This is a genomic window from Cyanobium sp. Cruz CV13-4-11 (assembly GCF_024346055.1).
GTDB lineage: Bacteria > Cyanobacteriota > Cyanobacteriia > PCC-6307 > Cyanobiaceae > Cyanobium.
The window spans coordinates 67966-93760 of record NZ_JAGQCH010000006.1 but is presented as its reverse complement, the minus strand read 5'-3'; the positions used below and the strand labels follow the sequence as shown (position 1 = coordinate 93760).

General features: G+C 69.6%; 27 protein-coding genes and 1 tRNA gene. 16 read left to right on the top strand and 12 right to left on the bottom strand.

All coding sequences use genetic code 11. The annotated features are described in order from the left end of the window. Positions 1–8 precede the first annotated feature (8 nt). Positions 9–1748: an ABC transporter ATP-binding protein gene (locus KBZ12_RS06440; RefSeq protein WP_254957084.1), complete on the top strand. Its 1740-nt coding sequence runs from the start codon at positions 9–11 to the stop codon at positions 1746–1748. Between the two features lie 40 nt (positions 1749–1788). Beyond that, the gene (locus KBZ12_RS06435) at positions 1789–2019 is read left to right on the top strand and encodes a DUF6447 family protein (protein ID WP_254957083.1); all 231 of its coding nucleotides are present in this window, start codon (positions 1789–1791) and stop codon (positions 2017–2019) included. Positions 2020–2031: 12 nt separating this feature from the next. On the opposite strand, the gene KBZ12_RS06430 is transcribed toward KBZ12_RS06435, so the two are convergent. Both KBZ12_RS06430 and carB read right to left on the bottom strand, forming a co-directional pair. Then, positions 2032–2709, bottom strand: coding sequence for a DUF3386 domain-containing protein (locus tag KBZ12_RS06430; protein WP_254957082.1), 678 nt, complete (start codon positions 2707–2709; stop codon positions 2032–2034). 23 nt (positions 2710–2732) lie between these two features. Next, positions 2733–6056, bottom strand: a complete 3324-nt coding sequence (gene carB / locus KBZ12_RS06425; protein ID WP_254957081.1) for a carbamoyl-phosphate synthase large subunit — start codon at positions 6054–6056, stop codon at positions 2733–2735. A gap of 123 nt (positions 6057–6179) precedes the next feature. Here carB and KBZ12_RS06420 point away from each other — a divergent pair, with 123 nt between their 5' ends. The 7 genes from KBZ12_RS06420 (at position 6180) to KBZ12_RS06390 (ending at position 11147) form a co-directional block, all read left to right on the top strand. Next, entirely contained in the window at positions 6180–6815 is a 636-nt protein-coding gene (locus tag KBZ12_RS06420; protein WP_254957080.1) for a DUF3318 domain-containing protein, read from the top strand. Next, positions 6808–7194, top strand: a complete 387-nt coding sequence (gene rsfS, locus KBZ12_RS06415; RefSeq protein WP_254957079.1) for a ribosome silencing factor — start codon at positions 6808–6810, stop codon at positions 7192–7194. Before KBZ12_RS06420 ends, rsfS begins: the two co-directional genes overlap by 8 nt. A gap of 11 nt (positions 7195–7205) precedes the next feature. Next, on the top strand, positions 7206–7724 hold the full coding sequence (locus KBZ12_RS06410) for a CGLD27 family protein (RefSeq protein WP_254957078.1): 519 nt from the start codon (positions 7206–7208) through the stop codon (positions 7722–7724). Positions 7725–7755: 31 nt separating this feature from the next. Next, complete coding sequence (locus KBZ12_RS06405) at positions 7756–8739, top strand: asparaginase (RefSeq protein ID WP_254957077.1); 984 nt, start codon at positions 7756–7758, stop codon at positions 8737–8739. A 36-nt stretch (positions 8740–8775) separates the two neighbouring features. After that, positions 8776–8852, top strand: a tRNA-Met gene (locus KBZ12_RS06400). Positions 8853–8949: 97 nt separating this feature from the next. Then, positions 8950–9453: a hypothetical protein gene (locus tag KBZ12_RS06395; protein ID WP_254957076.1), complete on the top strand. Its 504-nt coding sequence runs from the start codon at positions 8950–8952 to the stop codon at positions 9451–9453. 23 nt (positions 9454–9476) lie between these two features. Next, the gene (locus KBZ12_RS06390; RefSeq protein ID WP_254957170.1) at positions 9477–11147 is read left to right on the top strand and encodes a GMC oxidoreductase; all 1671 of its coding nucleotides are present in this window, start codon (positions 9477–9479) and stop codon (positions 11145–11147) included. Positions 11148–11303: 156 nt separating this feature from the next. On the opposite strand, the gene KBZ12_RS06385 is transcribed toward KBZ12_RS06390, so the two are convergent. Next, a complete protein-coding gene (locus KBZ12_RS06385) occupies positions 11304–11537 on the bottom strand; it encodes a DUF2811 domain-containing protein (RefSeq protein ID WP_254957075.1) in 234 nt (77 codons plus the stop codon). A 390-nt stretch (positions 11538–11927) separates the two neighbouring features. Continuing rightward, a complete protein-coding gene (locus tag KBZ12_RS06380) occupies positions 11928–13055 on the bottom strand; it encodes a sirohydrochlorin chelatase (protein WP_254957074.1) in 1128 nt (375 codons plus the stop codon). A gap of 84 nt (positions 13056–13139) precedes the next feature. Here KBZ12_RS06380 and KBZ12_RS06375 point away from each other — a divergent pair, with 84 nt between their 5' ends. Next, positions 13140–13790: a ParB-like protein gene (locus tag KBZ12_RS06375; RefSeq protein ID WP_254957073.1), complete on the top strand. Its 651-nt coding sequence runs from the start codon at positions 13140–13142 to the stop codon at positions 13788–13790. Between the two features lie 20 nt (positions 13791–13810). Here the strand turns inward: KBZ12_RS06375 and KBZ12_RS06370 are convergent, their stop codons facing one another. Next, positions 13811–15118, bottom strand: a complete 1308-nt coding sequence (locus KBZ12_RS06370) for a Rieske 2Fe-2S domain-containing protein (RefSeq protein WP_254957072.1) — start codon at positions 15116–15118, stop codon at positions 13811–13813. Positions 15119–15222: 104 nt separating this feature from the next. Here KBZ12_RS06370 and KBZ12_RS06365 point away from each other — a divergent pair, with 104 nt between their 5' ends. Further along, entirely contained in the window at positions 15223–15669 is a 447-nt protein-coding gene (locus KBZ12_RS06365; protein ID WP_254957071.1) for a universal stress protein, read from the top strand. Beyond that, entirely contained in the window at positions 15666–18491 is a 2826-nt protein-coding gene (locus KBZ12_RS06360; protein WP_254957070.1) for a bifunctional acetate--CoA ligase family protein/GNAT family N-acetyltransferase, read from the top strand. Before KBZ12_RS06365 ends, KBZ12_RS06360 begins: the two co-directional genes overlap by 4 nt. Here KBZ12_RS06360 and KBZ12_RS06355 read toward each other — a convergent pair. Then, positions 18439–18618 carry a Nif11-like leader peptide family natural product precursor gene (locus tag KBZ12_RS06355; protein ID WP_254957069.1) on the bottom strand — a complete coding sequence of 60 codons (180 nt, stop codon included), beginning with the start codon at positions 18616–18618 and terminating at the stop codon, positions 18439–18441. The genes KBZ12_RS06360 and KBZ12_RS06355 overlap by 53 nt on opposite strands. Positions 18619–18820: 202 nt before the next feature. Here KBZ12_RS06355 and KBZ12_RS06350 point away from each other — a divergent pair, with 202 nt between their 5' ends. Continuing rightward, positions 18821–19273, top strand: coding sequence for a hypothetical protein (locus tag KBZ12_RS06350; RefSeq protein WP_254957068.1), 453 nt, complete (start codon positions 18821–18823; stop codon positions 19271–19273). Between the two features lie 9 nt (positions 19274–19282). Here KBZ12_RS06350 and KBZ12_RS06345 read toward each other — a convergent pair whose 3' ends face one another. Both KBZ12_RS06345 and KBZ12_RS06340 read right to left on the bottom strand, forming a co-directional pair. Then, positions 19283–20200: a hypothetical protein gene (locus tag KBZ12_RS06345; protein ID WP_254957176.1), complete on the bottom strand. Its 918-nt coding sequence runs from the start codon at positions 20198–20200 to the stop codon at positions 19283–19285. Further along, positions 20197–20763 (bottom strand): hypothetical protein, encoded by a 567-nt coding sequence (locus KBZ12_RS06340; RefSeq protein ID WP_254957067.1) that lies wholly within the window; start codon positions 20761–20763, stop codon positions 20197–20199. The genes KBZ12_RS06345 and KBZ12_RS06340 overlap by 4 nt, the downstream gene beginning before the upstream one ends. A 215-nt stretch (positions 20764–20978) precedes the next feature. Between KBZ12_RS06340 and KBZ12_RS06335 the strand changes: the two genes are divergently transcribed. Beyond that, positions 20979–22673 carry a mechanosensitive ion channel family protein gene (locus KBZ12_RS06335; RefSeq protein ID WP_254957066.1) on the top strand — a complete coding sequence of 565 codons (1695 nt, stop codon included), beginning with the start codon at positions 20979–20981 and terminating at the stop codon, positions 22671–22673. Between the two features lie 4 nt (positions 22674–22677). Here the strand turns inward: KBZ12_RS06335 and KBZ12_RS06330 are convergent, their stop codons facing one another. Next, entirely contained in the window at positions 22678–23544 is an 867-nt protein-coding gene (locus tag KBZ12_RS06330; RefSeq protein ID WP_254957065.1) for a bile acid:sodium symporter, read from the bottom strand. Between the two features lie 37 nt (positions 23545–23581). After that, on the bottom strand, positions 23582–23731 hold the full coding sequence (locus KBZ12_RS06325; RefSeq protein WP_254957064.1) for a hypothetical protein: 150 nt from the start codon (positions 23729–23731) through the stop codon (positions 23582–23584). A 52-nt stretch (positions 23732–23783) separates the two neighbouring features. On the opposite strand from KBZ12_RS06325, the gene KBZ12_RS06320 reads away from it, so the two are divergent. Together KBZ12_RS06320 and KBZ12_RS06315 are read left to right on the top strand one after the other, a co-directional pair. Further along, a complete protein-coding gene (locus KBZ12_RS06320; protein WP_254957063.1) occupies positions 23784–24158 on the top strand; it encodes a hypothetical protein in 375 nt (124 codons plus the stop codon). A 3-nt stretch (positions 24159–24161) separates the two neighbouring features. Further along, a complete protein-coding gene (locus KBZ12_RS06315) occupies positions 24162–25055 on the top strand; it encodes a transglutaminase family protein (RefSeq protein WP_254957062.1) in 894 nt (297 codons plus the stop codon). On the opposite strand, the gene KBZ12_RS06310 is transcribed toward KBZ12_RS06315, so the two are convergent. Both KBZ12_RS06310 and KBZ12_RS06305 read right to left on the bottom strand, forming a co-directional pair. Next, positions 25034–25246, bottom strand: a complete 213-nt coding sequence (locus tag KBZ12_RS06310; protein ID WP_254957061.1) for a hypothetical protein — start codon at positions 25244–25246, stop codon at positions 25034–25036. The two genes, KBZ12_RS06315 and KBZ12_RS06310, sit on opposite strands and share 22 nt — an antisense overlap. A gap of 177 nt (positions 25247–25423) precedes the next feature. Next, a complete protein-coding gene (locus tag KBZ12_RS06305; protein WP_254957060.1) occupies positions 25424–25768 on the bottom strand; it encodes an RNA-binding protein in 345 nt (114 codons plus the stop codon). Between the last annotated feature and the right edge of the window lie 27 nt (positions 25769–25795).

The following is a 25795-nucleotide window of genomic DNA, read 5'->3' as shown; positions in this document are numbered from 1 at the left end:
GTTCGTCGATGCTTGCACCCTCGCCGGCCGGCTTCCGCAGACTCTGGCCGCTGCTGAAGCCCCATCGGCGAGCCCTGCTGCTCGGGGGGCTGTGCATGCTCGTGTTCGTGGGCTGCTGGCCCCTGCTGGCCTGGCTGGCGGGCCAGCTGATCCCGGCCATCGGCGCGGGCGATTTCAGCAAGGTGCTGCGCAGCGTGGCCGCCGCCCTGGCGGTCTTCCTGGTGCAGAAGATCGCCCAGTTCGGGCAGGACACCCTGCTGGCGGGTCCGGCCCTGCGGGTCAGCCAGGAGCTGCGGCGACAGCTGTTCGCCCGCTTGCAGCGGCTCGACTTCGGCGCCCTCGAGAAACTCTCCGCCGGCGATCTCACCTACCGGCTCACCGAAGACGCCGACCGGGTGGGGGAGGTGATCTACAAGACGATCCAGGACACCACCCCCAGCGCCCTGCAGCTGGTCGTGGTGCTGGGCTACATGATCTGGCTCGACTGGCCCCTGGCCATGGCCACCCTGCTGCTGGCCCCGCTGGTGGCCCTGATGGTGAGCGCCTTCGGGGCCCGGGTGATGAACGCCGCCGAGCGCAGCCAGAAGCAGGTCAGCGATCTGGCGGCCCTGCTGGGTGAAGCGATCGGCGGCCTGCCCCTGGTGCGGGCCTTCGCGGCGGAACCCTGGCTGCAGCAGCGGTTCGACACCGAGATCGACCTGCACCGCCGCGCCCGCTACCGCACCCTGGAACTGCTGGCCCTGCAGCACCCGGTGGTGGGGTTCATCGAAGCGGCGGGCATCCTCTCGGTGCTGCTGATCGGGGCGGCGCGGATCAAGGCCGGCGGCCTCGACAGCCAGGGGTTCAGCAGCTACGTGGCGGCCCTGCTGATGCTGATCGATCCGATCTCCCACCTCACCACCAACTTCAACGAATTCCAGCAGGGCCAGGCCTCGCTGAAGCGGCTGCGGGCGATCGAAAACGAGCCGGTGGAGCCGCCCGACCACGCCGACGCCAGGCCCTTGGGAGCTGTGTCCGGTGAGCTTCGGCTGGAGGGGGTGAGCTTCGGCTACGGGGGCGGCAACCCGGTGCTGCGCCAGCTCGATCTCCACATCCTTCCGGGCCAGGTGGTGGCCCTGGTGGGTCCCTCCGGTGCCGGCAAGAGCACCCTGTTCTCGCTGCTGCTGCGCTTCAACACCGCCCAGAACGGCCGGGTGCTGCTCGATGGCCAGAACCTGGCCGACCTGCGGGCCCGGGACCTGCGCCGCGCCGTGGCCCTGGTGCCCCAGCAGAGCAGCGTCTTTTCGGGCACGGTGGCCGAGGCGATCGCCTTCGGGCGCCCCGCCAGCAGCGAACAGATCCGCCAGGCCGCCCGGCTGGCCAATGCGGCGGACTTCATCGAAAGCCTCCCCGGCGGCTACGACAGTCGCCTCGAGGAACGGGGCAGCAACTTCTCCGGCGGCCAGCTGCAGCGGCTGGCGATCGCCCGGGCCGTGCTGGGCAACCCGGCGGTGATGCTGCTGGATGAGGCCACCAGCGCCCTGGATGCGGAGGCCGAAGAGGCGGTGCAGCAGGGCCTGCAGCAGGCGATGGCCGGTCGCACCGTGCTGGTGATCGCCCACCGGCTCGCCACCGTGCAGGAGGCCGATCTGATCGTGGTGCTCGACGGCGGCCGCATCGTCCAGCAGGGCAGCCATGACGAACTCATGGCCAGCGGCGGCCGCTACCGGGAGCTGTGCGAACGCCAGTTCATCCGCCTGGAGGCCTGAGTCGGCCACCTAGGCTCACTCCGAATTGCGCCTCCCCACCTTGGAAACTCCCAGCCAGCAACCGCCCGTGCTGACCTTCGAGGGCAAGCGTTACGACCTCAACGGCCTGCCCGACGACGTCAAGGAGATGGTGCGGGGGATGCAGGTGGCCGATGCCCAGCTGCGCATGCACGAGGACACTCTCAAGGTGCTGGCGGTGGGCCGCCAGGCCATGGCCATGCAGCTGAACGAGCGGCTGCAGGGGATTCCGCCCCTGGACGAGCCGGCCTGAGGCCGCCGGGGATCAGCCCAGGGGGGCCAGATCCTCGAAACGGAACACCTGGCGGCCGGCGGGCGTGTCGCCGTGGGCGGCCGTCTCCACCACCCGCTCGCTCAGCACCCAGGGGCCCACGCCCGCCAGGGGCAAGAAGGTATCGGTGAAGCGGCTGGTGCCGCCGCGGGCCTCACCGGTGGCGGGGTCGCTGTAGCGGCTGGTGTAGCTGTGGCTCAGGTAGCCGCTGCCGGTGTCGGTGGTGCTTTCGGTGAAGATCGTCACCACCGTGCCGTGGATGTGGCGGTGCACCATCGTCACCACGTTGTCCTTGATGCGGTAGCGGTCGCCTTCGGCCTTGCCGCCCATGATCACCTCGGTGCCCACCGCATCGGTGTCACCGGCGGTGAAGGTGTTGGCTCCGTGGGTCTGCTCGAAGGGGCGGCGCACCCGGTGGATGGCCACTTCCCACAGCTGGGAGGCGACGGCCTTGTGCACCTCTTCATCGGCGATGCCCTCCACCGCCGCCTTGAGGTCGGCGCCGACCTGGAAGGTGCCTTCAAGGCACCGGTCGTCCTGCGCCCAGACGCAGCGGCCGCCATAGCCGCCAAAGCCCGGCTCCCAGGTGTAGCGGTTCTCATAAGCGGCGCGGAAGACGTCGCGCAGGTCGGTGCCGGGGGCGACGGGCTGGGCGGCCAGGGTGCTGGTCACGGGGGAAAGGGACGATCGGGAGATCACCCTACCCAGGGTGGGTGGATGTCCTGCAGGGCGGCCACCTCCACCTGCTGCTGCTGCTGCAGGGCGGCAATGGCCTCCACCGCCACCCTGGCCGCCGCCATCGTCGTCACTGTCGGTACTGCGTAGTCGAGGGCCGCCAGGCGCAGATAGCGGTCGTCGTGGGCGGCCTGGCGCCCCACCGGCGTGTTCACGATCAGCTGCACCAGGCCGGAGCGGATCGCATCCTCGATGTTGGGGCGGCCCTCATGCACCTTGAGCACCGGCTCCACCGCCAGGCCCGCTTCGGCCAGCATCGCCGCGGTGCCGGCGGTGGCGGTGAGGGCGAAGCCGGCCGCCAGAAGATTCCGGGCCACCGGCACCAGGGCGGGCTTGTCGCGGTCGTGGGTGGAGAGGAACACGGTGCCGGCGGTGGGCAGGGGTTCACCGGCGGCGAGTTCGGCCTTGGCGTAGGCCAGGCCGAAGCTGGCGGCGATCCCCATCACCTCGCCGGTGGAGCGCATCTCCGGTCCCAGCAGGGTGTCGGCGCCGGGGAAGCGCTTGAAGGGCAGCACCGCCTCCTTCACGGTCTGGCGCGGCGGCTGGGGCTCGGCCAGCAGGCCCAGCTCCTTCAGGGTGCGGCCGGCCATCAGCTGGCTGGCGATCTTGGCCAGGGGCACGCCGGTGGCCTTGGCCACGAAGGGGACGGTGCGGGAGGCCCGTGGGTTGGCTTCGATGATGAACACGGTTTCGTTGCCGGCGCCATCGTTCTGCACGGCGAACTGCAGGTTGATCAGGCCGCGCACCTCCAGGGCCAGGGCCAGATCCCGGCTCCAGCGGCGGATCGTGGCCAGGGCCCCGGACCCCAGGGACACCGAGGGCAGGGCGCAGGCGGAGTCGCCGGAGTGGATCCCCGCCGGCTCGATGTGCTCCATCAGCCCACCGATCACCACCGTCCCCTCCCGATCGCACAGGGCATCGACATCCACCTCGATGGCGTTCTCCAGGTACTGGTCGATCAGCACCGGGTGGTCGGGTTCCACCTGCACCGCCTCCACCATGTAACGGTTGAGTTCCTCCTCGTCGAAGACCACCTCCATGGCCCGGCCCCCGAGCACGTAGCTGGGACGCACCACCACGGGGTAGCCCACGGCCGCCGCCACCGCCCGGGCCTCGCCATCGGTGCGGGCCAGGCCGTTGCGGGGCTGGCGGATGTCCAGCTGGCGCAGGATCGCCTCGAACTGTTCCCGGTCCTCGGCCCGGTCGATCGATTCCGGGGAGGTGCCCCAGAGCCGGGTGCCGGTGGCGCGGCCCTCCTCGCTCTCCAGCCAGCGCAGCAGGGGAAGCGCCAGCTTCAGGGGCGTCTGGCCACCGAACTGGACGATCACCCCCTCGGGTTTCTCCGCCTCGATGACGTTGAGCACGTCCTCCAGGGTGAGGGGCTCGAAGTAGAGGCGGTCGCTGGTGTCGTAATCGGTGGAGACGGTTTCCGGGTTGCTGTTGACCATCACCGTGGCGAAGCCGGCCGCCCGCAGGGCGAAGGAGGCGTGGCAGCAGCAGTAGTCGAATTCGATGCCCTGGCCGATGCGGTTGGGCCCACCGCCCAGGATCATCACCTTGCGGCGGGTCTCGGGGGTCACCTCGTCCTCGGGGGCAAGCACGGTGAGGGAACCGTCGGCCTCCAGCCGCTCCAGGGGCCGCTCGTAGGTGGCGTAGTGGTAGGGCGTGGAGGAGGCGAACTCGGCGGCGCAGGTGTCGACGGTCTTGAAGACGGCCCGCACCCCCAGGGCCTGCCGCCGCCGGCGCACGGCCAGCTCGTCGCTGCCGGTGGCCCAGGCGATCTGGCGGTCGGAGAAGCCGGTCTGCTTGAGCTCCAGGAAGGCCCCAGCGTCGATGGCCTCCAGGGAACGCCCCCGCAGCAGGCCGTTCTCGATCTCCAGGATCCGGCGCAGCTTGGCCAGGAACCAGGGATCGATGGCGCTGAGCCGGTGGATCTCGTCATCGCTGCGGCCGGCGACCATGGCGGCACGCACCGCATGGATCCGGTCGGGGGAGGGGACACGCAGCTGGCGCTCCAGATCGGCTGGATCCAGGGGATGGTCGGGGCGGTCGCAGCCCCAGCCGGCATGGCCCGTTTCCAGGGACCGCAGCGCCTTCTGGAAGGATTCCTCGAAGCTGCGGCCGATGGCCATCGCTTCCCCCACCGACTTCATCGAGGTGGTGAGCACCGCCGGTGAACCGCGGAACTTTTCGAAGGCGAAGCGGGGGATCTTGGTGACGACATAGTCGATCGTCGGCTCGAAGCAGGCCGGGGTGGCGCCGGTGATGTCGTTGACGATCTCGTCGAGGGTGTAACCCACCGCCAGCCGGGCGGCGATCTTGGCGATCGGGAAGCCGGTGGCCTTGCTGGCCAGGGCCGAGCTGCGGCTGACGCGGGGGTTCATCTCGATCACCACCACGTCACCGTTGGCGGGGTTGATGGCGAACTGGATGTTGCTGCCGCCGGTGTCCACACCGATCTCGCGGATGATGGCGATCGACTGGTCGCGGAGGCGCTGGTATTCCCGGTCGGTGAGGGTCTGGGCAGGGGCAACGGTGATCGAATCGCCGGTGTGGACCCCCATCGGATCGAGGTTCTCGATCGAGCAGACGATCACCACGTTGTCGGCGGTGTCACGCATCACCTCGAGCTCGAACTCCTTCCAGCCGAGCAGCGACTTCTCGATCAGGATCTGGGAGACGGGGCTGGCCTCCAGGCCGCTCTTGCAGAAGGCCTGGAATTCCTCGGGGTTATAGGCGATGCCGCCGCCGGATCCCCCCAGGGTGAAGGCGGGCCGGATGATGCGCGGGTAGGTGCCGATGTCCTCGCCGACGCGGATGGCTTCCTCAAGGTCGTTGGCGATCCCCGACGGGCAGACCGCCACGCCGATGCGGGCCATCGCCTCCTTGAACAGCAAGCGGTCCTCCGCCTTGCGGATCGCCGCCAGGTCGGCGCCGATCAGCTCGACCCCATAGGCGGCCAGGGTGCCGTTCTCGGCCAGGGCAACGGCCAGGTTGAGGGCGGTCTGGCCGCCCATGGTGGGCAGCAGGGCATCGGGGCGTTCCACCGCGATCACCCGGGCCACCACCTCGGGGGTCAGGGGCTCGATGTAGGTGCGATCCGCCAGGTCCGGGTCGGTCATGATCGAGGCCGGGTTGGAATTCACCAGCACCACCTCGTAGCCCTCGGCCCGCAGGGCCTTGCAGGCCTGGGTGCCGGAATAGTCAAATTCGCAGGCCTGACCGATCACGATCGGTCCCGACCCCAGCAGCAGGATGCGCCTCAGATCCGTGCGGCGGGGCATAGGGCGTGGTCGGGCAAACCCGCCCAGCCTCTCACGGTCGCCGTCCCGACCGGCCGGTGCGGACCTCTGGAACCGCAGGCAATCGCTAATCTGAGTGGATACCTACTGCCCGAGACGCCGCCGATGAGCGAACTCCAGCGCCTGAAGGGGATGCTGCCCCCTGAGATGCAGAGCTGGGTGTTCGTGGAAGCGGCCGCCTCCGTCGATCCCCCCCTCGTGACGATCGAAGAGATCGGCCGTGACGAAGTGGAGATCCAGGTGGATCTCGAGAAATGGGATGGTCTGGCCCTGGATCACCGCAACCTGCTCTTCTGGCACGAGGTGGGCCGCATCCAGAACGATGCGATCCCCCGCGATGGCTGGGAGATGGCGGCGCTGGCCATCGGCCTGGGCGGCGCCATCGGCGAACTCTGGGTGCAGGACGGTCTGCTGCTGGTGATGGCCCTCGGCCTGTCGGGCTTCGCCGGTTATCGCCTCTATCTAAAGAACAACTCTGAAAAGCGTCTGCAGGACGCGATCCTGGCCGACGAGCGGGCCATCGACCTGGCCTGTCGCTTCGGCTACAGCCTGCCCAATGCCTACAAGAGCCTGGGGGGTGCCCTCAAGGAGCTCGTCGACCAGACCCGCAAGAAGCGGCGCCGCACCTTCTACGAAGACCGCCTCGAGGCCCTGCGCAAGAGTGCCGGCAAGGCCCGTGCCGAAATGGCGCAGCAACAGGGTTCCCGCCAGTCGGTCACCAGTGAGAACGTCTATGGATAGTCGCGACTTCGCCCTGCTCGCCGCCGAGGCCTGCGATGACCGCAAGGCGGTCGACATCCGCCTGATCCGGGTGGATGAAGTGTCGTCCCTGGCCGACTTCTTCGTGATCTGCAGCGGCCTCAGCGATGTGCAGGTGCGGGCCATCGCCCGCTCGGTGGAAGACCGGCTCGAAACCGATGCGGCCCGCCTGCCGCTGCGGCGGGAAGGCCAGAGTGAAGGCCGCTGGGTGCTGCTCGATTACGGCGAACTGATCGTTCATGTGCTGACCCCCCAAGAACGCAGCTACTACGACCTCGAAGCCTTCTGGGGCCATGGCGAGCAGGAGCGCTTCGTCGGCACACCGATCGAGGTGAGCGGCGGCAGTCAGGTCGGCGGCTGAGGGGAGCTCAGATGGCCGCCGGCATTCCCAGCCTGCCCAGCCAGGACACCCCCTGTCCGGTGCCCCCGGCCCAGCGCCCCTTGCAGGAATACGACCAGCTCAGCCACTCCTGGTTCTTTCGCTGGCCCGCCGCTGGCCCCGCAGCCCTTTGGCGCGCCCTCACCATCACCTGGTTGCTGTCCCTGCCCCTGGCGCTGCTGGTGGCGGGGGGCAGCATCCCCCTGCGCCACGATCCCCCCCGGCTGGTGATCGCCGCCGGGGCCGCCGCCGTTCTGCTGCCGCTGTTTCTGCTGCTGCGCCAATGGCTCGGCTGGACCTACGTGCAGAAGCGGCTGGTGTCTGAGCGGGTGGAGTACGAGGAATCGGGCTGGTACGACGGCCAGGTGTGGGAAAAGCCGATCACCTGGCGCCAGCAGGATCTGCTGGTGGCCCGCCACCAGGTGCAGCCGGTGCTGGCCCGCCTGCGCCAGGCCATCGCCGTCGCCGTTGCCCTGATGCTGCTCGGGACGGGGCTCTGCCAGGCTCTCTGAGGTCGGCCTCCACGGACCTGCTCGCACCACCATGACCCTGTCCTCCAGTTTCGCCGGCCCGGCCCGCCCCGGCATTCCCCCCCTGGAGGTCCGCCTGCTGCGCAACGGCATCGTCGAATCCCGGCACCGGGTGCATGCGGTGGTCTGCGACCAGCGGGGTCGGGTGCTGATGCGAGCCGGCGACCCGCAGCAGCTGAGCTTCGTGCGCTCCGCCCTCAAGCCCTTCCAGGCCACTGTCTTCGTGGGCAGCGGTGCCGCCGATCGGATGGGGGCCGGGGAGCGGGGCCTGGCGATCGCCTGCGCCTCCCATGCCGGCACTGCCCAGCAGGCCCGGGAGGCGTTCAAGCTGCTCTGGGGGGCCGAGCTCGACACCGAGGACCTCCAGTGCCCGACCCCCGCCGGGGGCAGCAGCCCGCTGCAGCACAACTGCTCCGGCAAGCACGCGGCCTTCCTGGCCGCCTGCCGGCAGATGCACTGGCCCCTCGAGAGCTATCTGCAGAGCGACCATCCCCTGCAGCAGGCGGTGATCAAGCGGGTCGGGGAACTGCTGGGGCTGCCGGGCGCCGAGCTGATCAGCGCCCGGGACGACTGCGGCGCCCCCACCCTGCAGTTGCAGCTGGCCCAGATGGCGCTGCTGTTCGCCCATCTCGGTGGCGGGGAGCAGGCCGACCTGGAGCGGCTCAGCCGGGCGATGCTCGCCCACCCCGAACTGATCGCCGGCGAAGGGGCGTTCGACACCGAAGTGATGCGCCTGGGCCACGGCCAGGTGCTGAGCAAGGGTGGGGCGGAGGGCATCCAGTGCCTGAGCCGGGTGGGCGAAGGTATGGGGGTGGCCATCAAGGTCGATGACGGGGCGAGGCGCGCCAAGCAGGCCGTGGCCCTGCACCTGCTGGAACAGCTCGAATGGCTCACCCCCACCACCCTGGTGGACCTGCGCCAGCGCTACCTGGCCCCCGCCGACCATCTGCGCCTGGAGGTGATCGGCGAGCTCCGTTTCGACGGCGCCCGCCCCTGAGCCGGGGGCATCGGCTGATACAATTACATGGTGCAACGCGGGGTAGAGCAGTCTGGTAGCTCGTCGGGCTCATAACCCGAAGGTCAGGAGTTCAAATCTCCTCCCCGCCACCAACTTCGAAGCCCTGCAAAGGGTTTTCATCCAGCAACCCTCCAGCCACCGGCTGGGGGGTTGTTGTTTTATGGCCCCGAACCCCCCCCGACCCAGGTCATGCTGCCGGCCCTTCCCCCCCAGCCGGATGCGATCCATGTTCAGGTGGCGGAGTCCCCCCTGGCGCCGAAACCCCTTGGTGCCCTGCCCGCGGACCTGCAGCCTCTGGTTCGGGAGCTGCAGCGGTTCGGCTTCAGGCTGCAGATCAGCGCACCGCCGCTGCGGGGGGCCTACGGACTGTTTGAGGCCGGGTCGCGACGGATCTGGATCGCCCCGATCAGCTTCGAGCTGGGCATCGCCCGTCAGACCTTCCTCCACGAGGCGGTGCATGCGGTCCAGAGCTGCCCGACCGGCAAGGTGACAGCGATCGGCTGGCGGCTGCCGCCAATGCCGCCGGTGGTGCGCCAGGAGATCGGTGGCATCCTCACCACCCGTTACCACCACCATCGGCTGGCCGAACAGGAGGCCTTTTATCTCCAGGGTCAGCCCGATGCCGTGCCCCGGCTGATGGAGGCCCTGCGCCGTCGCTGTGGCCTGCCGCGGCCTGCCGCCGCTCCTGCATGATGCCGGCACCGGTTCGCCTGCCGATGTCCGCCGCCCCATCCCCCTCAACCGGCAGCGAGACCCCCTGGGACGCTGTGGTGGTGGGGGCGGGGGCCAATGGATCGGTGGCCGCCATGGTGCTGGCAGAAGCAGGCCTGCGGGTGCTGGTGCTCGAGGCGGGGCCAGAGCTCTCCGCCCGACGGGCCCTGGGCAGCGAGCCACTCAACAGCCTGCGCCGCCTCGCCCACCTGAGCAGCGGCCGACAACGCCTGCAGCGGCACCATCCAGGGTTCTGGAAACACAACCCCGAGCTGTTCACCGACGAGCGGCAGAACCCTTACAGCACGCCGCCGGACGCCCCCTTCCTGTGGACCCGGGGACGCCAGGTGGGTGGCAAGAGCCTCACCTGGGGTGGCATCACCCTGCGCCTGTCGGAGGCGGAGTTCCAGGCGGCCCGGCGGGATGGCCACGGCCCCGCCTGGCCGATCGGAACCGCCGAGCTGGCGCCCTTCTACGACCGCCTGGAAACCCTGCTGGGGGTCCACGGCCAGCGGGATGGTCTTGCCCAGCTGCCTGACGGTCAGTTCCTGCCGCCGCTGCCGTTCACGCCGGGGGAGCGACACCTGCAGGGGGCGATCGCCAGGGACCTGGGCCTGCCCCTGATCCATTCCCGCGGCTTCCGCCTGCACACGCCCACGCCGGCGGCCCCCTGGCCCCCCTCCAGCGCCCAGGGCCTCAGCCTGGCCCGGGCCCTGGCCACGGGCCGGGTGCAGCTGCGCAGCGGGGCAGTGGTGAGCCATCTGGAGATGGCGGCCGGGGGCGGCCGGGCCGAAGCGGTGGTGCTGGTGGAGGCAACAAGCGGCCGGCGGGAGCGCGTTAGCGCCCCCCTGATCGTGCTCTGCGCCTCGACGATCGAAACCGTGCGCCTGCTGCTGCATTCGAGCGACGCCATCCGCAGCGGCGGCCTCAGCGATCCCTCCGGCAGCCTGGGCCGCTTCCTGATGGACCACATCTCCACCAGCCGGTTCTTCTCGATTCCGTCGATCGCCGTGCCGGACGAACCCGCCGAGCTCTCGGGTGCCGGGAGTTGCTTCATCCCCAACACGGTCAATCTGGACGCGCGCAGCCAGGAGGACTTTCTCCGCGGCTACGGGATCTGGGCGGCCCTGCAGCGCTTCGATCCCCCCGCCCTGCTCAGGCGCCGGCCCGGGGAGGCGGTGGGCTTCCTGATCGGCCATGGGGAGGTGCTGGCCCGGGCGGAGAACCGGGTGACCCTCCATGGCGACCGCACCGATGCCTGGGACCTGCCCATCCCCCACATCGAGTGCCGTTGGGGGCGCAATGAGCAGGCGATGGTGGCCCACATGCAGGGGCGCATGGAGGCCGTCGTGGCCTCGGCGGGGGGCCGTATCCGGCCCATCGAAGAGCTGTTCGTGCTGCCCTTGCTGGAGCCCATGATCCGCAACAGCCTGGCGGTGCGGCCCGAGGCGCCGCCGCCCGGGTACTACATCCATGAACTGGGCGGGGCCCGCATGGCAGGCACCCCGGAGGCGGGCGTCGTCGATGCCCAGAACCGCTGCTGGAGTGCCCCCAACGTGCTGGTGACCGATGGCTCCTGCTGGCCCAGCGCCGGCTGGCAGAGCCCCACCCTCACCGAGATGGCGATCACCTGGCGCGCCTGCGCCGCCGCCGCGGAGCGGATGCGGCGAGGCTGACCGCGCCGGTCAGGGAGCCGTCACAGGAGGGCAAAGGTGGTGTCCATCACCACAGTCTTCCCAGCGGAGCCTGCGCACAATGGCGGGGCGACCTCCAAAGGGTCGGGCAAGGGAGAAAACCATCAGCGGGGGTTGGCACCCTCGCTTTTTTTTGTCTCAGGGCTTCTGGAAGAGTCCGTCGAGGTAGTGCTGGGAAACGACGGGCTCCTGGCAACCGTTCTGGAACAGGAATCCAGCCAGGGCTGAAGTGATGACGCTGTACTGATCCCAGTGCGGATGGGTCTTGATGAAATCCCGCATGCCTTCGTAGAGCACCTCCGGCACCTCCGCTTCCAGGCTGACGCTTGCCGCGTCACCGGCGCACCCCGGGCACTCTTGATCCATGGCCATGCTGGTGCGGGTCGGCTGGGGTCGTCCCAAGTACGCCACAGGGGAGGCCCAGCGTCAAAAACGTCTTCATGGGAGCCCGCATCGGCTTGCGGTGATGAGACTCGTTGCCCCGGCTGGCCTGAGGCCAGGATGTCCCACAACACGCCTGCGGCCGATCGCCGCTGGCGAGCACTGTCAAGGCTGATCCGAGCAATCATTCACTTTCCCCAGCACCCGCGCCCGAGCCCAGCCGAGAGGGCCCCATCTGTGGAAAAAGCCCCTTGAATCGGGGGAAAACGTCCTCCATGTGGGGGAAAGCCCCGATTGATCGGAAACATTGATCAGAAAAGAGTCTCAGCGGACTCTTGTCTGGATGAGACCGGCGAGGCCAGCGGACCCTGACGCCCAGGCTCAGTCGGCAGGGCGCCGCAGGGTGAGGGGACCCAAGGGGTGATCGGCGTGGGGATAGATCGGATGGTGGTGGTGGCTCCCCTGACCATGGCCATGGTCGTGGTTGTGTCCGCCCGCCGAGCCACCCACCGGCAGCGGCACCCCATCGGGCTGGCAGGCTCCCGTGCATTCCCGCTCGCAGAGCTTGCAGCTCTCCACCAGCCCCTCGACATGGTGGTGGTGGCTGTGCTGGGGCGCCCCCACCTCCCGCTCGAAGCCGAGCACCTGGGCCCGGTACTTGCACAGGGAGCAGTTCATGTTCACGTCGCCCCCCAGTACCTCGCTGACCCGCTCCCGGAAGGTGTCCAGCACCAGGGGATGGTCGCCGAGGTACGAGGCCTGGACCATCTCCAGCTCGGGATGGTCGGCGGCGACCCGCTCGCTGTGCTGGCGGATCCGGCTCACCAGCACCCCGGAAAAGAGGAAATAGGGGAAGACGACGATGCGCCGGTGGCCGAGCTTGACCGCCTGGCGCAGCCCCGGCTCCACCAGGGGGAAGGTGACGCCGGAATAGAGCGTCTCCCCCCAGCCGAAGCCGAAGCCCTCCACCAGCATCCGGGTCACCTTGGCCACGTTGGAGTTGGCGTCCGGATCGGAGGAGCCGCGCCCCACCACCGCCAGCAGCGTCTCGTGCAGCGGCACCGGGCTGCGGCCAGCGGCGACGGCGGCGGCATCGGCGGCCTCGAGGCTGGCGCGGATGCGGGCGGCGGCGGCCTGGATCATCTTGAGATCCACCCCCAGCTCGCGGCCGTAGTCGATGCGCAGCCCCGTCTCGGCGGCGTAGGTGTTGAGCACCGAGGGGATGTCGTTCTTGGCATGGCCGGCGGCAAACAGCATCGCCGGCACCGCCAGCACATGGCGCACGCCCCGCTGGCGCAGGGCGTCCAGGCCGTCGCGCAGGATCGGCCGGGCGAACTCCAGGTAGCCGTGGTCGACGGGCACGGGATCGAGGTGGTGCTGCAGCTGGTGGGCCAAGGAGGCGAACTCGGCCACCGCCAGACGGTTGCGACTGCCGTGGCCGCAGACGAGCACACCGATGGGGCCGTGGGGTCCGGCCAGGGCGCCGTCTCGGTCAGGGGCGGTGGTCATGGACGTCTGCACGTGGATCGACCCTATTCCCGCGACTGGGACCAGCCGGGATGCCGCCAGGATGGGGGGCAGCCACCGGCACCCATGAGCCTGCATCTGCCCCCCTACCGGCCCCTGCCCCCCCCGGGCCCCAGGGCGGAACTGCTCAGCGTCGCCATCGCCGACCTCCAGCCCACCCAGATGTGTGTGGGTCTGGCGGAGGTGCGCAGTCGCCAGCAGGACTTCTCCCAGGAAACGGCCGAACAGCGCCTGCGCTATCTGCGCGGCAAACCCGTGCCCCTGGTGCGCGGTGGGGCCGGGGAGTTCTGGATGGTCGACCGCCACCATCGCCTGCGGGGGCTGATCGAAATCGACCCGTCCGCCCTGGCCTATGGCTACCTGGTACTGGATCTGCCCGGGTCCCCGCCGGAGGCGGTGCTGGCCGAGCTGCAGGAGCGCGGCTGGCTGTACCTCTATGACGGCCGCGGCCATGGCCCCCTGGCACCGGCGGCCCTGCCGCAGCGGCTGCCGGATCTCCAGGACGATCCCTACCGCTCCCTGGTGTGGCGCCTCAAGAAGGAGGGGATGATCGATCCGGCCCCCCTGATCCCCTTCCACGAGTTCCGCTGGGGAGCCTGGCTGCGCAGCCGCCCCCTGCCCCCCTTCAGCTCCAGCAACCTGGTGCCGGCCCTGGCCGCCGCCCGCTCCCTGGTGCGCTCCGGTTCCGCCTCCCACCTGGCCGGCTGGAAGGGCTGAAACCACCTCCCCCGACCGGCTCAGTCAGGCCTGTTGCGGGGCGGGGCGCCATCCCCCGCCAGCAGCAGCCGTTCCCAGCGATCGAACAACCGGGCCAGCAACAACGCGCCGCCAGCCAGCAGCAGCGCCACCCCCAGAACCTGGGGGGTCTGCCACCAGGCGACCGCCAGCAGGGCCAGCCATGGAATGGCCAGCAGCAGCGGCCGCCAGCGCCGCAGGCCCCGCAGGGCGCCGCTGCAAGAGGCGCAGTGCCGCCCGTGGCTGTGCCAGCGCTCCATCAGCGCCGACTGGTCGAGGCGGGGGGGCAGGGGCTGGCCGGGGAAAGGGTCGCCGTCATGGTCATGGACCCAGTCGTGCAGCGCCTTCACATAGACATCGGCCCCAGTGGCCAGGAAGAACGCCCGCTCGGCCCCGCCGCTGCGGCCCCGCTGCTCCAGCACCCGCTCCTGCCAGTGCAGGAATACCTGGTCGTCCTCCAGCACGGTGTGGTTGGCGATGTGCTGCAGCCACCTGGGACGCAGACCCAGCAGCAGGGGAGGCAGCTTGGATTCGAACTGGAAGGGGAAGCGGGCGAACAGACGGCATTCGCCCCGGCGGATCGGCGTCGCGTAGACCACCGTGAGGATGCGGGCGAAGCCCGGCGCCGTCAGCGCATGCCACATCAGGCCGGGGGCGGCGAAGGTGGTGGACTGGCTGCCGAGCGTCCCCTTGCGCGGCCCTTCCTGCCATAGGGCCGTGAAGCCCTCCGGACCTGAGCTGGTGATCGTCGCAGCCACCGGAGCGGCGTTCTCCCGCTTGCCCACGGTGCGGTGGTGGGTGAAGGGCACATGGCTCACATCGAGCACGTTCTCCAGCAGGGTGAGGGCATCCATGGGCAGGTCCCGGAAGGTGTCCTGGACGAACCAGCCCGGCTCCTCCAGCACCGGCACCAGGGGCAGGGACACCGCCGTGGCCGCGTCCGCCTCGCCGGCGAAGACAAACAGCAGGCCCTGAGCCTCGGCGGTGGCGTAGGCCCGGCAGCTGGAGCGCAGGGCGCTGGGGGTCGCCCCCGCTTCGGACTGGGGGATGGCGGTGCAGTGGCCGTCGCCGGCGAAGGTCCAGCCGTGGTACGGGCACTCCAGCTGGCCGGCGCCATTGAGGCGGCCTTGGCTGAGGGGCACCAGGCGGTGGGGACAGACATCGGCGAAGGCACGCCAGCTCTGACCCTGGCCATCCCACCAGAGCACCAGGTCCTCCTCCAGCAGGGTGAAGGCGGTGGGCCTGGTGCGGTCGAGGTCCCGCAGATAGGCCACCGGATACCAGTGCTGGCTCCAGGCGGTACGCGTCATGGCGACGATTCTGCTGGGCGGAGCGAGCGGATGCGGGCCTGGTCACTGCCGCGGCTGCATGGATCCAGGGCCTTGACTAGACAGAGGAGAGACCTGCCGCTCCCATGTCCTTCAGCCATCTCCTGGTGCCCAGCGACGGTTCCGACCTCTCGATGGCGGCCGTCCGCCAGGCCGTGGCCCTGGCCACCGCTCTCGGAGCCCGCCTCACCTTCTTCCATGCCCAGGCCAGTGTGCCGGTGCAGGTGGTGGGGCTCGGGGAAATGCTCGATGCCACCACGATGGAAGCCCTGATGAGCGCCAGCCTCAAGGATGGGGATCGGATCCTGGAGGAGTCCCTGGCGGTGGCCAAGGAGGCCGGCGTCAACGCCACGGCCGAGCGGGTGCTGAGCGACCTGCCGCACCAAGCCATCATCGAGGCCGCCACCCGACTGGGCTGCGACCTGATCGTGATGGCCTCCCACGGCCGCCGCGGCCTGGTGGGGATGCTGATCGGCAGCGAAACCCAGCGGGTGCTGGTCCAGTCTCCCTGTCCGGTGCTGGTGATCCGATGAGGGCCAAGCCCTCCGGCGGTGGCGGCGCCGCCGCAGATCGGGCCTACGACATCCTGCGCTCCCAGCATCAGCCGCTGGCGGCCCTTTTCTCACCCCGCAGCGTGGCCGTGATCGGTGCCTCCGACCGGCCGGGCAGCGTCGGACGTGGCGTGTTCTGGAACCTGATCAGCCACCCCTTCGGCGGCACCGTCTACCCCGTCAACCCCAAGCGCCCGAGCGTGCTGGGGATCCGCGCCTACGCCACTGTGGCGGCGGTGCCCGAGCCGGTGGACCTGGCCGTGATCGCCACCCCGGCCGCCACGGTGCCGGCCCTGATCGAGGCGTGCGCGGCGGCCGGGGTCAAGGGCGTGATCGTGCTGTCGGCGGGCTTCCGGGAGATCGGCGCCGCCGGTATCGCCCTGGAGGCCCGCCTCCGGGATGGCCTGCGCCGCACCGGCATGCGGCTGGTGGGCCCCAACTGTCTGGGGCTGATGAATCCCCGCACCGGCCTCAACGCCACCTTCGCCGGCGCCATGGCCCGCCCTGGCCACGTGGGCTTCCTGAGCCAGTCGGGGGCGATCTGCACCGCCGTCCTCGACTGGAGCCTGCAGGAGAACGTGGGCTTCAGCGCCTTCGTCTCGATGGGCTCGATGCTCGACGTGGACTGGGGGGATCTGATCACCTACCTGGGGGACGACCCTGAGACCCACAGCATCGTCATCTACATGGAATCGATCGGGGATCCCCGCTCGTTCCTCTCAGCGGCGCGGGAGGTGGCCCTCACCAAGCCGATCGTGGTGATCAAGGCCGGCCGCACCGCCGAGGCCGCCCAGGCGGCGGCCTCCCACACCGGAGCCCTGACCGGAAGCGACGCCGTGCTCGATGCCGCGTTCCGGCGCTGCGGCGTACTGCGGGTGGACAGCATTGCCGACCTCTTCGACCTGGCCGAGGTGCTCTCGAAGCAACGCCGCCGGCCCCTGGGGCCGCGGCTGACGATCCTCACCAACGCCGGAGGTCCGGGCGTGATCGCCACCGATGCCCTGGTGCGCCACGGCGGACAGCTGGCCCCCCTCCCGGCGGCCACCCTGGCGGACCTCGATGCCGCGCTGCCGCAGCACTGGAGTCGGGCCAACCCGATCGACATCCTGGGGGACGCGGATCCGGACCGCTACGAGCGGGCCATCCGCCTGGCCCTGGCCAACCCCGACAGTGACGGCTTGCTGGTGGTGCTCACCCCCCAGGCCATGACGGACCCCACCAGCACCGCCGAACGGCTGGTGGCCTTGGCGGCGACCACCACCAAGCCACTGCTGGCCAGCTGGATGGGCGGCCAGGACGTGGAGGCGGGGGAACGGCTGCTGAATGCCGCCGGCATCGCCACCTACCGCTACCCGGATGCGGCGGTGCAGTTGTTCGATGTCCTGTGGCGCTACAGCGACAACCTGCGCGGCCTCTACGAAACCCCGGCCCTGGTGCCCGAGACCGAGGCGACGGGCGACGCTGAGCCCCACGCCGACCGCCAGCGGGTGGAAGCGCTGCTGGACGGGGTGCTGGCCGAGCGGCGCACCCTGCTGAATGAATGGGAAGCCAAGCAGGTGCTGGAGGCCTATGGCATTCCCACCGTTCCCACCCACATGGCCACCAGTGACGAGGCGGCGGCAGCGGCGGCCGAGGCGATGGGCTACCCGGTGGTGGTCAAGCTGCTGTCCGCCGAGCTCACCCACAAGAGCGATGTCGGTGGTGTGCAACTGAACCTGCGTGACGGCGCCGCGGTGGCCCAGGCCTTCCGCACCATGCAGGAGGCAATCGTGGCGCTGCACGGGGAGAGCGCCTTCGGCGGGGTGACCGTGCAGCCGATGCTGGAGTTGACCGGTGCCTACGAGCTGATCGTCGGCAGCAGCATCGACCCCCAGTTCGGCCCGGTGATCCTGTTCGGCACCGGGGGGCTGCTGGTGGAGGTGTTCCGCGACAGCGCCGTGGCCCTGCCGCCACTGAATACCACCCTGGCCCGGCGGCTGATGGAACGCACCCGCATCCATGCGGCACTGCAGGGGGTGCGGGGCCGGCCACCGGTGGATCTGGCGGCACTGGAGCGGCTGCTGGTGCGCCTCAGCCGGCTGGTGCTGGAGCATCCGGCCATCCTGGAACTGGACATCAACCCCCTGCGGGTGGCACCTGGGATCGGCAATGGTTCGCTGGTGGCCCTGGATGCCCGGGTGCTGCTGCAGTCGTCCTCCGGGGCCACCTGTTTCACCCCCAGACCGGCGATCCGGCCCTATCCGAGCGAGTACGTGCGCCCCTGGCACCTGCCCGACGGATCACCGGTGACGCTGCGGCCGATCCGGCCGGAGGACGAGCCCCTGCTGGTGACCTTCCACCGCATCCTGTCGGAGCAGAGCGTCTACTTTCGCTACTTCCATCTGATGACCCTGGGCCACCGCATCGCCCATGAACGGCTGACCCGGATCTGCTTCACCGACTACGACAGAGAAATGGCCCTGGTGGTGGAGCGGCCGGGGCAGAACGGCAGCGCAGCCGAGGTGCTGGGGGTGGGCCGGCTCAGCCGGATCCACGACGACAACGCCGCCGAGTTCGCCATGCTGATCGCCGATCCCTGGCAGCGGCAGGGGTTGGGCACCGCCCTGCTGGGGCTGCTGATCACGATCGGTCGGGCCGAGGGGCTCGAGCGCATCTGTGCCGAGATCCTGCACGAGAACAGGGGCATGCAGCACGTCTGCCAGAAGCTGGGTTTCCGGCTCCGGCCCACGGCCGAGTGCGTGCATGCCGAAATCAGCCTGCTTGATGCTGCAGCTGCCAGGCCCGCTGCAGATCCACCCGGGTGACCCGGAACCCCAGCCGGCGGGCGGCCAGCAGCAGTTCCGCTCTGGAGCGGCAATGACGCAGCCCCCGGCGGATCACCTCATCCGTCTCCGCCTCCTCAACGAGGCGCTCCAGTTCGCTCCAGCTCATCGGGTCCTCCCGCCCTCTGGTCCACCCTGGCAAGGGCCGTCCGATCTGACCAGGGGTCGATAACAAGCGATGCAGAGGGGTGCAGGCCGCCAGTCGCATCTTGTCGGACATCCCCGGGGTCCCGTTCATGGATCGGTCACATGACTTCGCTTGATTGATGTCATCCCCACCTCAGGGGTCGCTCCTCACAACGCGAACCACCATGAACACCATCCTTCGTCTGGGGTCCCGCCGCCTCGCGGGCCTGCTGGGCACCACCGGCGCCCTGGCCCTGCTGGCCGCCCCCCTGGAGGCCTGGTCCGGTCCCTGGGGGCCGTCCGGCGTCCCCCGTCAGGTCAACAGCCGCCGTGTCCCCTACCCCGTGCCCACCCTGCCCAGCCCCTCCTCCTATGGGGATGGCTACGGCGGCGGTTACCGCGCCGACTACGACGTCGACGGCTACCGGGCCAACCTGCCGGTGGCCCCCGACTTCGTCCAGGCCCAGACGGCCCAGCGCTGCAACGTCGGCCGGCTGGTGGGCGGCATCATCGGCGGGGGCCTGGGCTACGCCGCCTCCCGCCAGGACGGCCGCACCTGGGCCGTGCCGCTCGGGGCCCTGCTGGGCCAGCAGATGGGCTGCAGCATCGGCGCCCAGCGGGCTCCCCTGCCCTGGTGAGCCCCCGGCTCAGGAAGCGGTCCCGAAGGCCACCTGACAGGCGGCATTGAGGAGCTCCGCTTCCTGGGCATTGTCCGGCTGCTGGCCATTCAGCAGCCCCGACTGACAGTCGGCCGAGAGCTGGAAGACGTTGTCATCAGCACTGACGTCGAAGGACACCGTGGCGGTGCCGGTCGGCTGGACCGTGCCGAATAGCAGCTGGTACTCGGTGTTGGGCACCACGATCACGGTCTGGCTGCTGGCTACCGCCGCATCCACGGCACTGTTGATAATGGCGGCGGTTGCCAGGGTGCCCACGCCCCAGGCGGCGGCGCTGGCCCCCCACCATCCCCAGGAGGGGGTGGCCCAGCCGCCGTACCAGCCGTGGTTCCAGGGTCTGGCGACGCCCCAGCCAGGGCGTGCCCAGCCCGGTCTGACGCCGATGGCGTTGACGTTGACCGCGCGGTTCCAGTTGCGGTTGACGTTGACGTTGCGGTTGATGTTCCGGTTGACGGTCCGGTTCAGATTGGCGTTGACGTTGCGGTTGAGACCGGCGTTGCGGTTGATGGTTCCCACCCCGCCAACCCTGTTCACACCCGCTGCCCCAACCCCACCAGGTCGCGCCACGGGCCCAGCCAGCGAGGGACGACCCATCCCGCCGGCAGCACCGCCGCTCCAACCACCAGCGGGTCGGGCCGCGCCACGGTTGAAGCCACCGGCACCACCGGATCCCTGGAAACCACTGAGGGCCCTGGCGCCACCACCGGCCCGCGCCCCGCCACCACCGGCCCTGGCACCGCCACCACCGCCTCCCCGTCCACCCCCGCCGCCGCGGGCAATCCATTGGGAGGCGACCGAAGCGGACGCTGCCTCCTGGGCCACGACAGCCCCGACCGGGGAGGCGATCACACCGGCCATCAACAGAGCGAGTCCAGCGAGGATCTTCATTTCAGGAGCAGCGCGCAGGCGTCGTCGTAGCAGCTGGCGTCCACCCGACCGTCGGCGCCGAAATGGACCATCACCAGATCGCGTCCCTGAAGGCGGGTGTTGGCGCGATCCTCCCGGACACTGTTGAGATAATTGGGGTTGACCACACACAGGTCCTTGCCGTTGAAGCAGACCGTGTTGGTGGAGAACCGGGCCGAGGCGCCGCGCAGCGGGCTCCATTGCTTGGTGTCGTTCGCCCAGATCGCCATCGTCACCGGTTCAGCGGTGATGCGAACGGTTTCGGTGACGTTGCCGATGCGGTGGCGATAGAGCGTCGCCCCCCCCTCATCCACCGCTTCCACCTTGCAGGGGACCGCAGCCGCCCCCCGGAGCGAGCACTGGGTGGAAAGGGTGTAGAGCACCTGGGCCGCAGGAGCAGCCTGGGCCGCGGGAGCGGACTGGGGGGCCAGCAGGGCCATGGCCGTCAGGCCGGCCAGGATGCCGCCACCGCGTACGGCCAGACGGTGACGACGGCCGCCAGCGTGACGGCCACTGGGGCGAAGGCTGATCCGGCGCTGGGGCATGGGGAAAGCAATCAACGGGGCTCCCGGAAAACCGGTGGCATCAGATAAAGCGTGACCACCAGGACTCTCGATGACGCGGAGCATCTTGCAAAACGTTGTAATCAGTGTCGTTGGTCCGGATGACGGCGCCGCCTTGGCTGCGCGGGGCTCCAGGCGATGCGAACCCAGACAGGGAGGGGGAAGATAGGGTCCGTTGACCGTCTGGGCGAAGCATCGTGGGTCACCCCGAGCCATGGGGCCTTCGCCCACGACACCGATGGGCGGTCTTCATCCTGCCCCTGCTGGCCGCTCTGCTGGCGGGCCAGCTGCTGGCGTCGCCCCCCCTTGTCAGGGCCGGTGCCGCTGCCCTGAAGAGCGCTCCCCAGCCGGCCTTCATCGAACTGGATGGCCGACGGGTGCTGGAGATCCGAGCCGGCGTCGGTGCCCAGACCCCGGCGCAGATGGCGCGGCGAGGCAGCCAACGGCTGGCTGAGCTGGCTGCGAACTACTCGATCGAGCCAGGGCAGATCGTCGTGCAGGAGGACCCTCCTTACACCACCATCGGCCTGATGCAGGGCGGCGTGTTCGAGCCCAGGATCTCGGTGGACGACCGCAACGCGGCCCGCTTTCAGCTCAGCCGCCAGCAGCTGGCCCAGCGCTACCTGGAGCAGATCCGCGCGGCGATCGTGCGCTACCGCCAGACCCACCGGCGTTCGGACTGGCTGCGGGGCACCGCCCTGGCCCTGCTGGCCCTGGGCTTCTACATCCTCTGGCTGCGGGGCCAGCTGGCCCTCAACCGGCGCCTGGAGCGCTGGATCAACGACCCCGCCAACCGCCGGATCCGGGGCCTGCAGGTGGGGGGCAACCAGTGGCTCACCGCGGATCAGGAGCGCAGCCTCCTCGATCCCTTGCGCCGGATCGTGCACGGGGCCGTTCTGCTCCTGGTCAGTTACCTCTCCATCCCCCTGTTCCTGGGGCTGTTCCCCCCCACCCAGGGCCTCTCCGAAACCCTGCGGGGCCAGATCACCGGCCTGGTGGTGGGCGGCGCCCAGGCCTTTTCGCGGGCCATCCCCGACCTCATCTCCGTGGCGGTGATCCTGGCCCTCAGCGTGCTGCTGATGCGGGCCAGCAACGCCTGGTTTCGGGCGGTGGAGCTGGGCAACCTGCGTCTGAGCTGGTTCTATCCCGAATGGGCCCGGCCCACGGCCCGGCTGGTGGGGATCGGCATCCTGCTGTTCGGCGTGGTGGCGGCCTACCCCTACATCCCCGGAGCCAACAGCAAGGCCTTCCAGGGCGCCGGCCTGTTCGTGGGGGTGCTGGCGGCCCTGGGCTCGAGTGCCGTGGCCGCCAACCTGATCGGAGGGCTGATGCTCACCTACACCCGGGCCTACCAGGAGGGCGACCGGGTCAGCATCAACGGCACCGTCGGCATCGTTCACGACTCCGCCCTGCTGGTGACCCGCCTGCGCACCCCCCGCAATGAGGTGGTGAGCATCCCCAACGCCACCGTGCTGGGGGCCTCGATCATCAATTACAGCCTGGCCCGTCGCGAGATCGCCCAACCCGTGGTGATCGCCACCACCGTCACCATCGGCTACGACGTGCCCTGGCGCCAGGTTCACCAGCTGATGCTGGAGGCGGCCGCCGCCACCGCAGGCATCAGCCAGGAGATCCCCCCGTTCGTGCTCCAGACCTCCCTGAACGACTTCCACATCAGCTACGAGCTCAACGCCTACGTGGAGGATGTGGACACCTACCGCAGCACCCTCTCCGAGCTGCTGGCAGCCATCCAGGATCAGTTCGCCGGCGCTGGCGTCGAGATCCTCTCTCCCGGCTACCACGCGATGCGCAACGGCAACGGGAGCACGGTGCCCCCCTGGCCTTCCGAGTCCTTCGGCACCCCGACCCCCACTCCGCCCGCCGCCGGTTGAAGGCTCAAGCCGTTCGCAGCTGGGCTCTGCGCCAGCGCAGGAAGGGAATCGAGAGCAGCACGGTGACCAGCAGGTAGGCCAGCACGGCCAGCTTCAGGCCGGGCATCCCGGCGCCGTAGGTGGTGGCGAACAGCAGGGCCAGGCCAGGGTTGCGCATCGACATGACCAAGGCCACGGTGGTGCGCTCGCGAGGCTCCGGGCCAGCCATGAGGGAGCCGATGGCCAGGGCCGCGGCCACCATCACCGCCACGAAGCCCAGGGCCAACCCGTTGGAGGCCACGAACGGCAGCAGCAAAGGGCCGGCCTTGATCAGCACGAGCACGATCAGCAGCAGAAGCAGGCCGTTGGCGAGCTTGTCGAGCGGCCCCTCCAGCCGCGCCACCCATTCGGGCTTCCAGTGCCTCAGCAGCAGGCCTGCCAGCAGCGGCAGCACCTGGGCCTTACCCACCTGCAGGGCCACTTCCCTGGGGGCGATGTCCCAGCCGTCGATGCCGAACGAGGCCCGGAACAGATCAGCGAGCAGGGGAATCGAAACGATCGCGGCCACGGCCGCGCAGGCCTGCAGCAGCGCCGCCAGCTGGCGGTCGCCCCCCGTCTTGCCGGCCTTGCGCAGGGTGAGCGGGGCGCTTGGGCAGACCGCCATCAGGGCGATGCCGAAGCGGGCCGGCGGGGAGAGGGCGAAGCTCAGGGGCAACTTCATCAGCACCAAAGCCACCAGGGGCACCAGCACACACGAGCCGATCAGCACACGGATCACCAGGGCCGGCCGATGCCGCAACGTCCCGATTGCATCCAGCTGCAACCCCAGGCCAAGGGCGACCATGATCGTGAACAGGGTGAGGCTGACGAGTGCGGCAGAGGCCTGGGCCATGGCGATCAGGAGAAGGGAAGGGAGGTGTGGCGAAGGCTCAGAGCGCCAGCCCGCCATCGGCCAGCCTCGCCAGGGCAACGGCGCCGATGACAGTGAGGCCCACGGCCGTGGCGGTGGCGATCGCGCGTTGCTCTCGGTCCACGAAGGTGACGCTGTTGAGGCGGCTCAGATCCATGGTTTCACCCATGCCCCCTCTCCCGTGCCTCGCTAGCGTTCAACCAGCCACTGACAGCCCATCGATGGCCGTTCTCAACCGCTGCGCCATCGCGGTGGCACCCCGGCAGCCGATGGTGGACTGGACCCGCCCGTTCTGGACCCGGGAGGACATGGAGGGCCTGGGGGACGACCACAGCCTCTACCTGATCCCCACCTACGACAGCGAGCTGGAAGCCGAGGACAGGCTGCTGGACAGCTACGGGCAGATCTTCGCCGCCGAGCTGGAACTCTGGTGCCGCGACCGCAGTCGCTGGCCCCAGCCCCGCAGCCTGGAACTCTTCGAGGCCTGGTTCTCGGTCCGCTTCTTCCCCCTCGTCGAAGACCTCGACACCGAGCCCCTGCACACCTACGTCATCGATGACGACCTGCAGGACGCCCTGCGCGAGGCCCTGGGCTGAGACATGTTCTTCCGCATCCACCACCGACTCAGTTACCGCTACGACCGGCCCGTGTTCCTGGAGCCCATGACCCTGCGGCTGACCCCCCGCCAGGACGGCAGCCAGAGGATCCTGGAGCACCATCTGCGGCTGGTGGATCCCGCCGCCGGCCTCACCCGCGTGCTCGAGCCCGATGGCACCGACGCCATGGTGGCCTGGTTCCAGCAGGAGCGGGACCAGCTGACGATTGAGGTGGACATGCTGCTGGAGACCCTGCGCAGCAATCCCTTCGACTGGATCATCACCCACAGGGAGGCCCAACACCTGCCGGTGGACTACCCGGAGGCGGAGGCCTGCTCCCTGGCGGGCTGCCGGCATGGAGCGATCGATCCAGCCGTCCGTGCCTGGGCCCAGGCCATCGCCGACAAGGTCGAGGGATCGGCCACCGCCTTCCTCGGCGCCCTTGCCGATGAGATCCACCACGGCTTCCACCATGTGGGCCGTCTGGAGGGGGAGCCCACCTCGGCGGCCGAGACCCTCGCGACGCTGACTGGAGCCTGCCGGGACACGGCCGTGCTGTACATCGCGGCCTGCCGCAGCCAGGGCCTGGCGGCGCGCTTCGTCAGCGGCTACTCGATGCACCATCCCCCCGAGGTGAGCGAACACGAGCTGCACGCCTGGGCGGAGGTGTACCTGCCAGGGGGGGGCTGGAGGGGCTTTGATCCCAGCCTGGGGCTGGCGGTGGCCGATGGCCATGTGGTGCTGGCCGCCGCTCCGGATCACCACCTGGCGGCACCCGTCAGCGGCCGTTATCGGGGAACCGGGGTGGGCTCCAGCCTGGCCTACCTGATCCGGCTGCAGGCCGCCTCCAGCCTTGAGGAACTGGAAGGAGCGGCTCAGCCGATGGTCCCGAGCTGAAGCCAGCAACCGGCCGGGGCCAGCTTCTCGACGATCACCGGTGTCTGGTGCGTCAGCGCCAGATTCTGGGCATAGCGTTCCGCCTCGTCCCGGTGGTCGAAGAGGGGGCCGAACACCTCGTTGGGAACGGTGGTCTCGTTCTGGTCGGCGGGTCGGACCCGGTAGCGGCCACGAGGGCTGGGTTCACTCATGGCCCCAATCTGCTCCCCAGCCTTCGCAGGTCGCTCCAGCAGCAGAGTGTCTTCCAATCCGTGGCCGACTCCCCACACGGACCAGAACAACGGAACAGCGATCGACCATGAAAAAACCGCCCCGGAAGAACCGGGACGGCCAGAGAGAAAACAGGGGGCCTGGGAAGACCCGGTGACTCAGTAGCGGCTGCGGCCGCCACCGCCACCGCCATAGCCGCCACCACCGCCGCCGTAGCCGCCGCCGCCGGAGCGACCACCGCCGCCACCGCCACCGCCACCGGTGCGGGGCTCAGCCTTGTTGACGCGGATGCTGCGTCCCATCCACTCGACATCCTGAAGATCGTCGATCGCCTTGGTTTCGTCGGCGTCGTTCGTCATCTCAACGAAGGCGAAGCCCCTCTTGCGGCCGGTGTCGCGGTCAAGGGGAAGGGTGCACTGGCGCAGTTCACCGTACTGGGCAAACAGATTTTTGACATCTTCCACCTCGGCGTCGAAGGAAAGATTTCCGATGTAAATGGTCATGAACCTGAAAAAAAACTATGAATCGAT

Excerpts from the sequence above, each read along its gene's own strand:
- KBZ12_RS06320 (WP_254957063.1), top strand. The coding sequence starts at position 23,784 with ATGGCCGTTCTCAACCGCTGCGCCATCGCGGTGGCACCCCGGCAGCCG.
- KBZ12_RS06340 (WP_254957067.1), bottom strand. The coding sequence starts at position 20,763 with ATGCCCCAGCGCCGGATCAGCCTTCGCCCCAGTGGCCGTCACGCTGGC.
- KBZ12_RS06305 (WP_254957060.1), bottom strand. The coding sequence starts at position 25,768 with ATGACCATTTACATCGGAAATCTTTCCTTCGACGCCGAGGTGGAAGAT.
- KBZ12_RS06330 (WP_254957065.1), bottom strand. The coding sequence starts at position 23,544 with ATGGCCCAGGCCTCTGCCGCACTCGTCAGCCTCACCCTGTTCACGATC.
- KBZ12_RS06395 (WP_254957076.1), top strand. The coding sequence starts at position 8,950 with ATGCTGCCGGCCCTTCCCCCCCAGCCGGATGCGATCCATGTTCAGGTG.
- KBZ12_RS06385 (WP_254957075.1), bottom strand. The coding sequence starts at position 11,537 with ATGGCCATGGATCAAGAGTGCCCGGGGTGCGCCGGTGACGCGGCAAGC.
- KBZ12_RS06350 (WP_254957068.1), top strand. The coding sequence starts at position 18,821 with ATGAACACCATCCTTCGTCTGGGGTCCCGCCGCCTCGCGGGCCTGCTG.
- KBZ12_RS06440 (WP_254957084.1), top strand. The coding sequence starts at position 9 with ATGCTTGCACCCTCGCCGGCCGGCTTCCGCAGACTCTGGCCGCTGCTG.
- KBZ12_RS06325 (WP_254957064.1), bottom strand. The coding sequence starts at position 23,731 with ATGGGTGAAACCATGGATCTGAGCCGCCTCAACAGCGTCACCTTCGTG.
- KBZ12_RS06375 (WP_254957073.1), top strand. The coding sequence starts at position 13,140 with ATGAGCCTGCATCTGCCCCCCTACCGGCCCCTGCCCCCCCCGGGCCCC.
- KBZ12_RS06365 (WP_254957071.1), top strand. The coding sequence starts at position 15,223 with ATGTCCTTCAGCCATCTCCTGGTGCCCAGCGACGGTTCCGACCTCTCG.
- carB (WP_254957081.1), bottom strand. The coding sequence starts at position 6,056 with ATGCCCCGCCGCACGGATCTGAGGCGCATCCTGCTGCTGGGGTCGGGA.
- KBZ12_RS06355 (WP_254957069.1), bottom strand. The coding sequence starts at position 18,618 with ATGAGCTGGAGCGAACTGGAGCGCCTCGTTGAGGAGGCGGAGACGGAT.
- KBZ12_RS06390 (WP_254957170.1), top strand. The coding sequence starts at position 9,477 with ATGTCCGCCGCCCCATCCCCCTCAACCGGCAGCGAGACCCCCTGGGAC.
- KBZ12_RS06380 (WP_254957074.1), bottom strand. The coding sequence starts at position 13,055 with ATGACCACCGCCCCTGACCGAGACGGCGCCCTGGCCGGACCCCACGGC.
- KBZ12_RS06310 (WP_254957061.1), bottom strand. The coding sequence starts at position 25,246 with ATGAGTGAACCCAGCCCTCGTGGCCGCTACCGGGTCCGACCCGCCGAC.
- KBZ12_RS06345 (WP_254957176.1), bottom strand. The coding sequence starts at position 20,200 with ATGAAGATCCTCGCTGGACTCGCTCTGTTGATGGCCGGTGTGATCGCC.
- KBZ12_RS06370 (WP_254957072.1), bottom strand. The coding sequence starts at position 15,118 with ATGACGCGTACCGCCTGGAGCCAGCACTGGTATCCGGTGGCCTATCTG.
- KBZ12_RS06315 (WP_254957062.1), top strand. The coding sequence starts at position 24,162 with ATGTTCTTCCGCATCCACCACCGACTCAGTTACCGCTACGACCGGCCC.
- KBZ12_RS06360 (WP_254957070.1), top strand. The coding sequence starts at position 15,666 with ATGAGGGCCAAGCCCTCCGGCGGTGGCGGCGCCGCCGCAGATCGGGCC.
- KBZ12_RS06410 (WP_254957078.1), top strand. The coding sequence starts at position 7,206 with ATGGCCGCCGGCATTCCCAGCCTGCCCAGCCAGGACACCCCCTGTCCG.
- KBZ12_RS06405 (WP_254957077.1), top strand. The coding sequence starts at position 7,756 with ATGACCCTGTCCTCCAGTTTCGCCGGCCCGGCCCGCCCCGGCATTCCC.
- rsfS (WP_254957079.1), top strand. The coding sequence starts at position 6,808 with ATGGATAGTCGCGACTTCGCCCTGCTCGCCGCCGAGGCCTGCGATGAC.
- KBZ12_RS06420 (WP_254957080.1), top strand. The coding sequence starts at position 6,180 with ATGAGCGAACTCCAGCGCCTGAAGGGGATGCTGCCCCCTGAGATGCAG.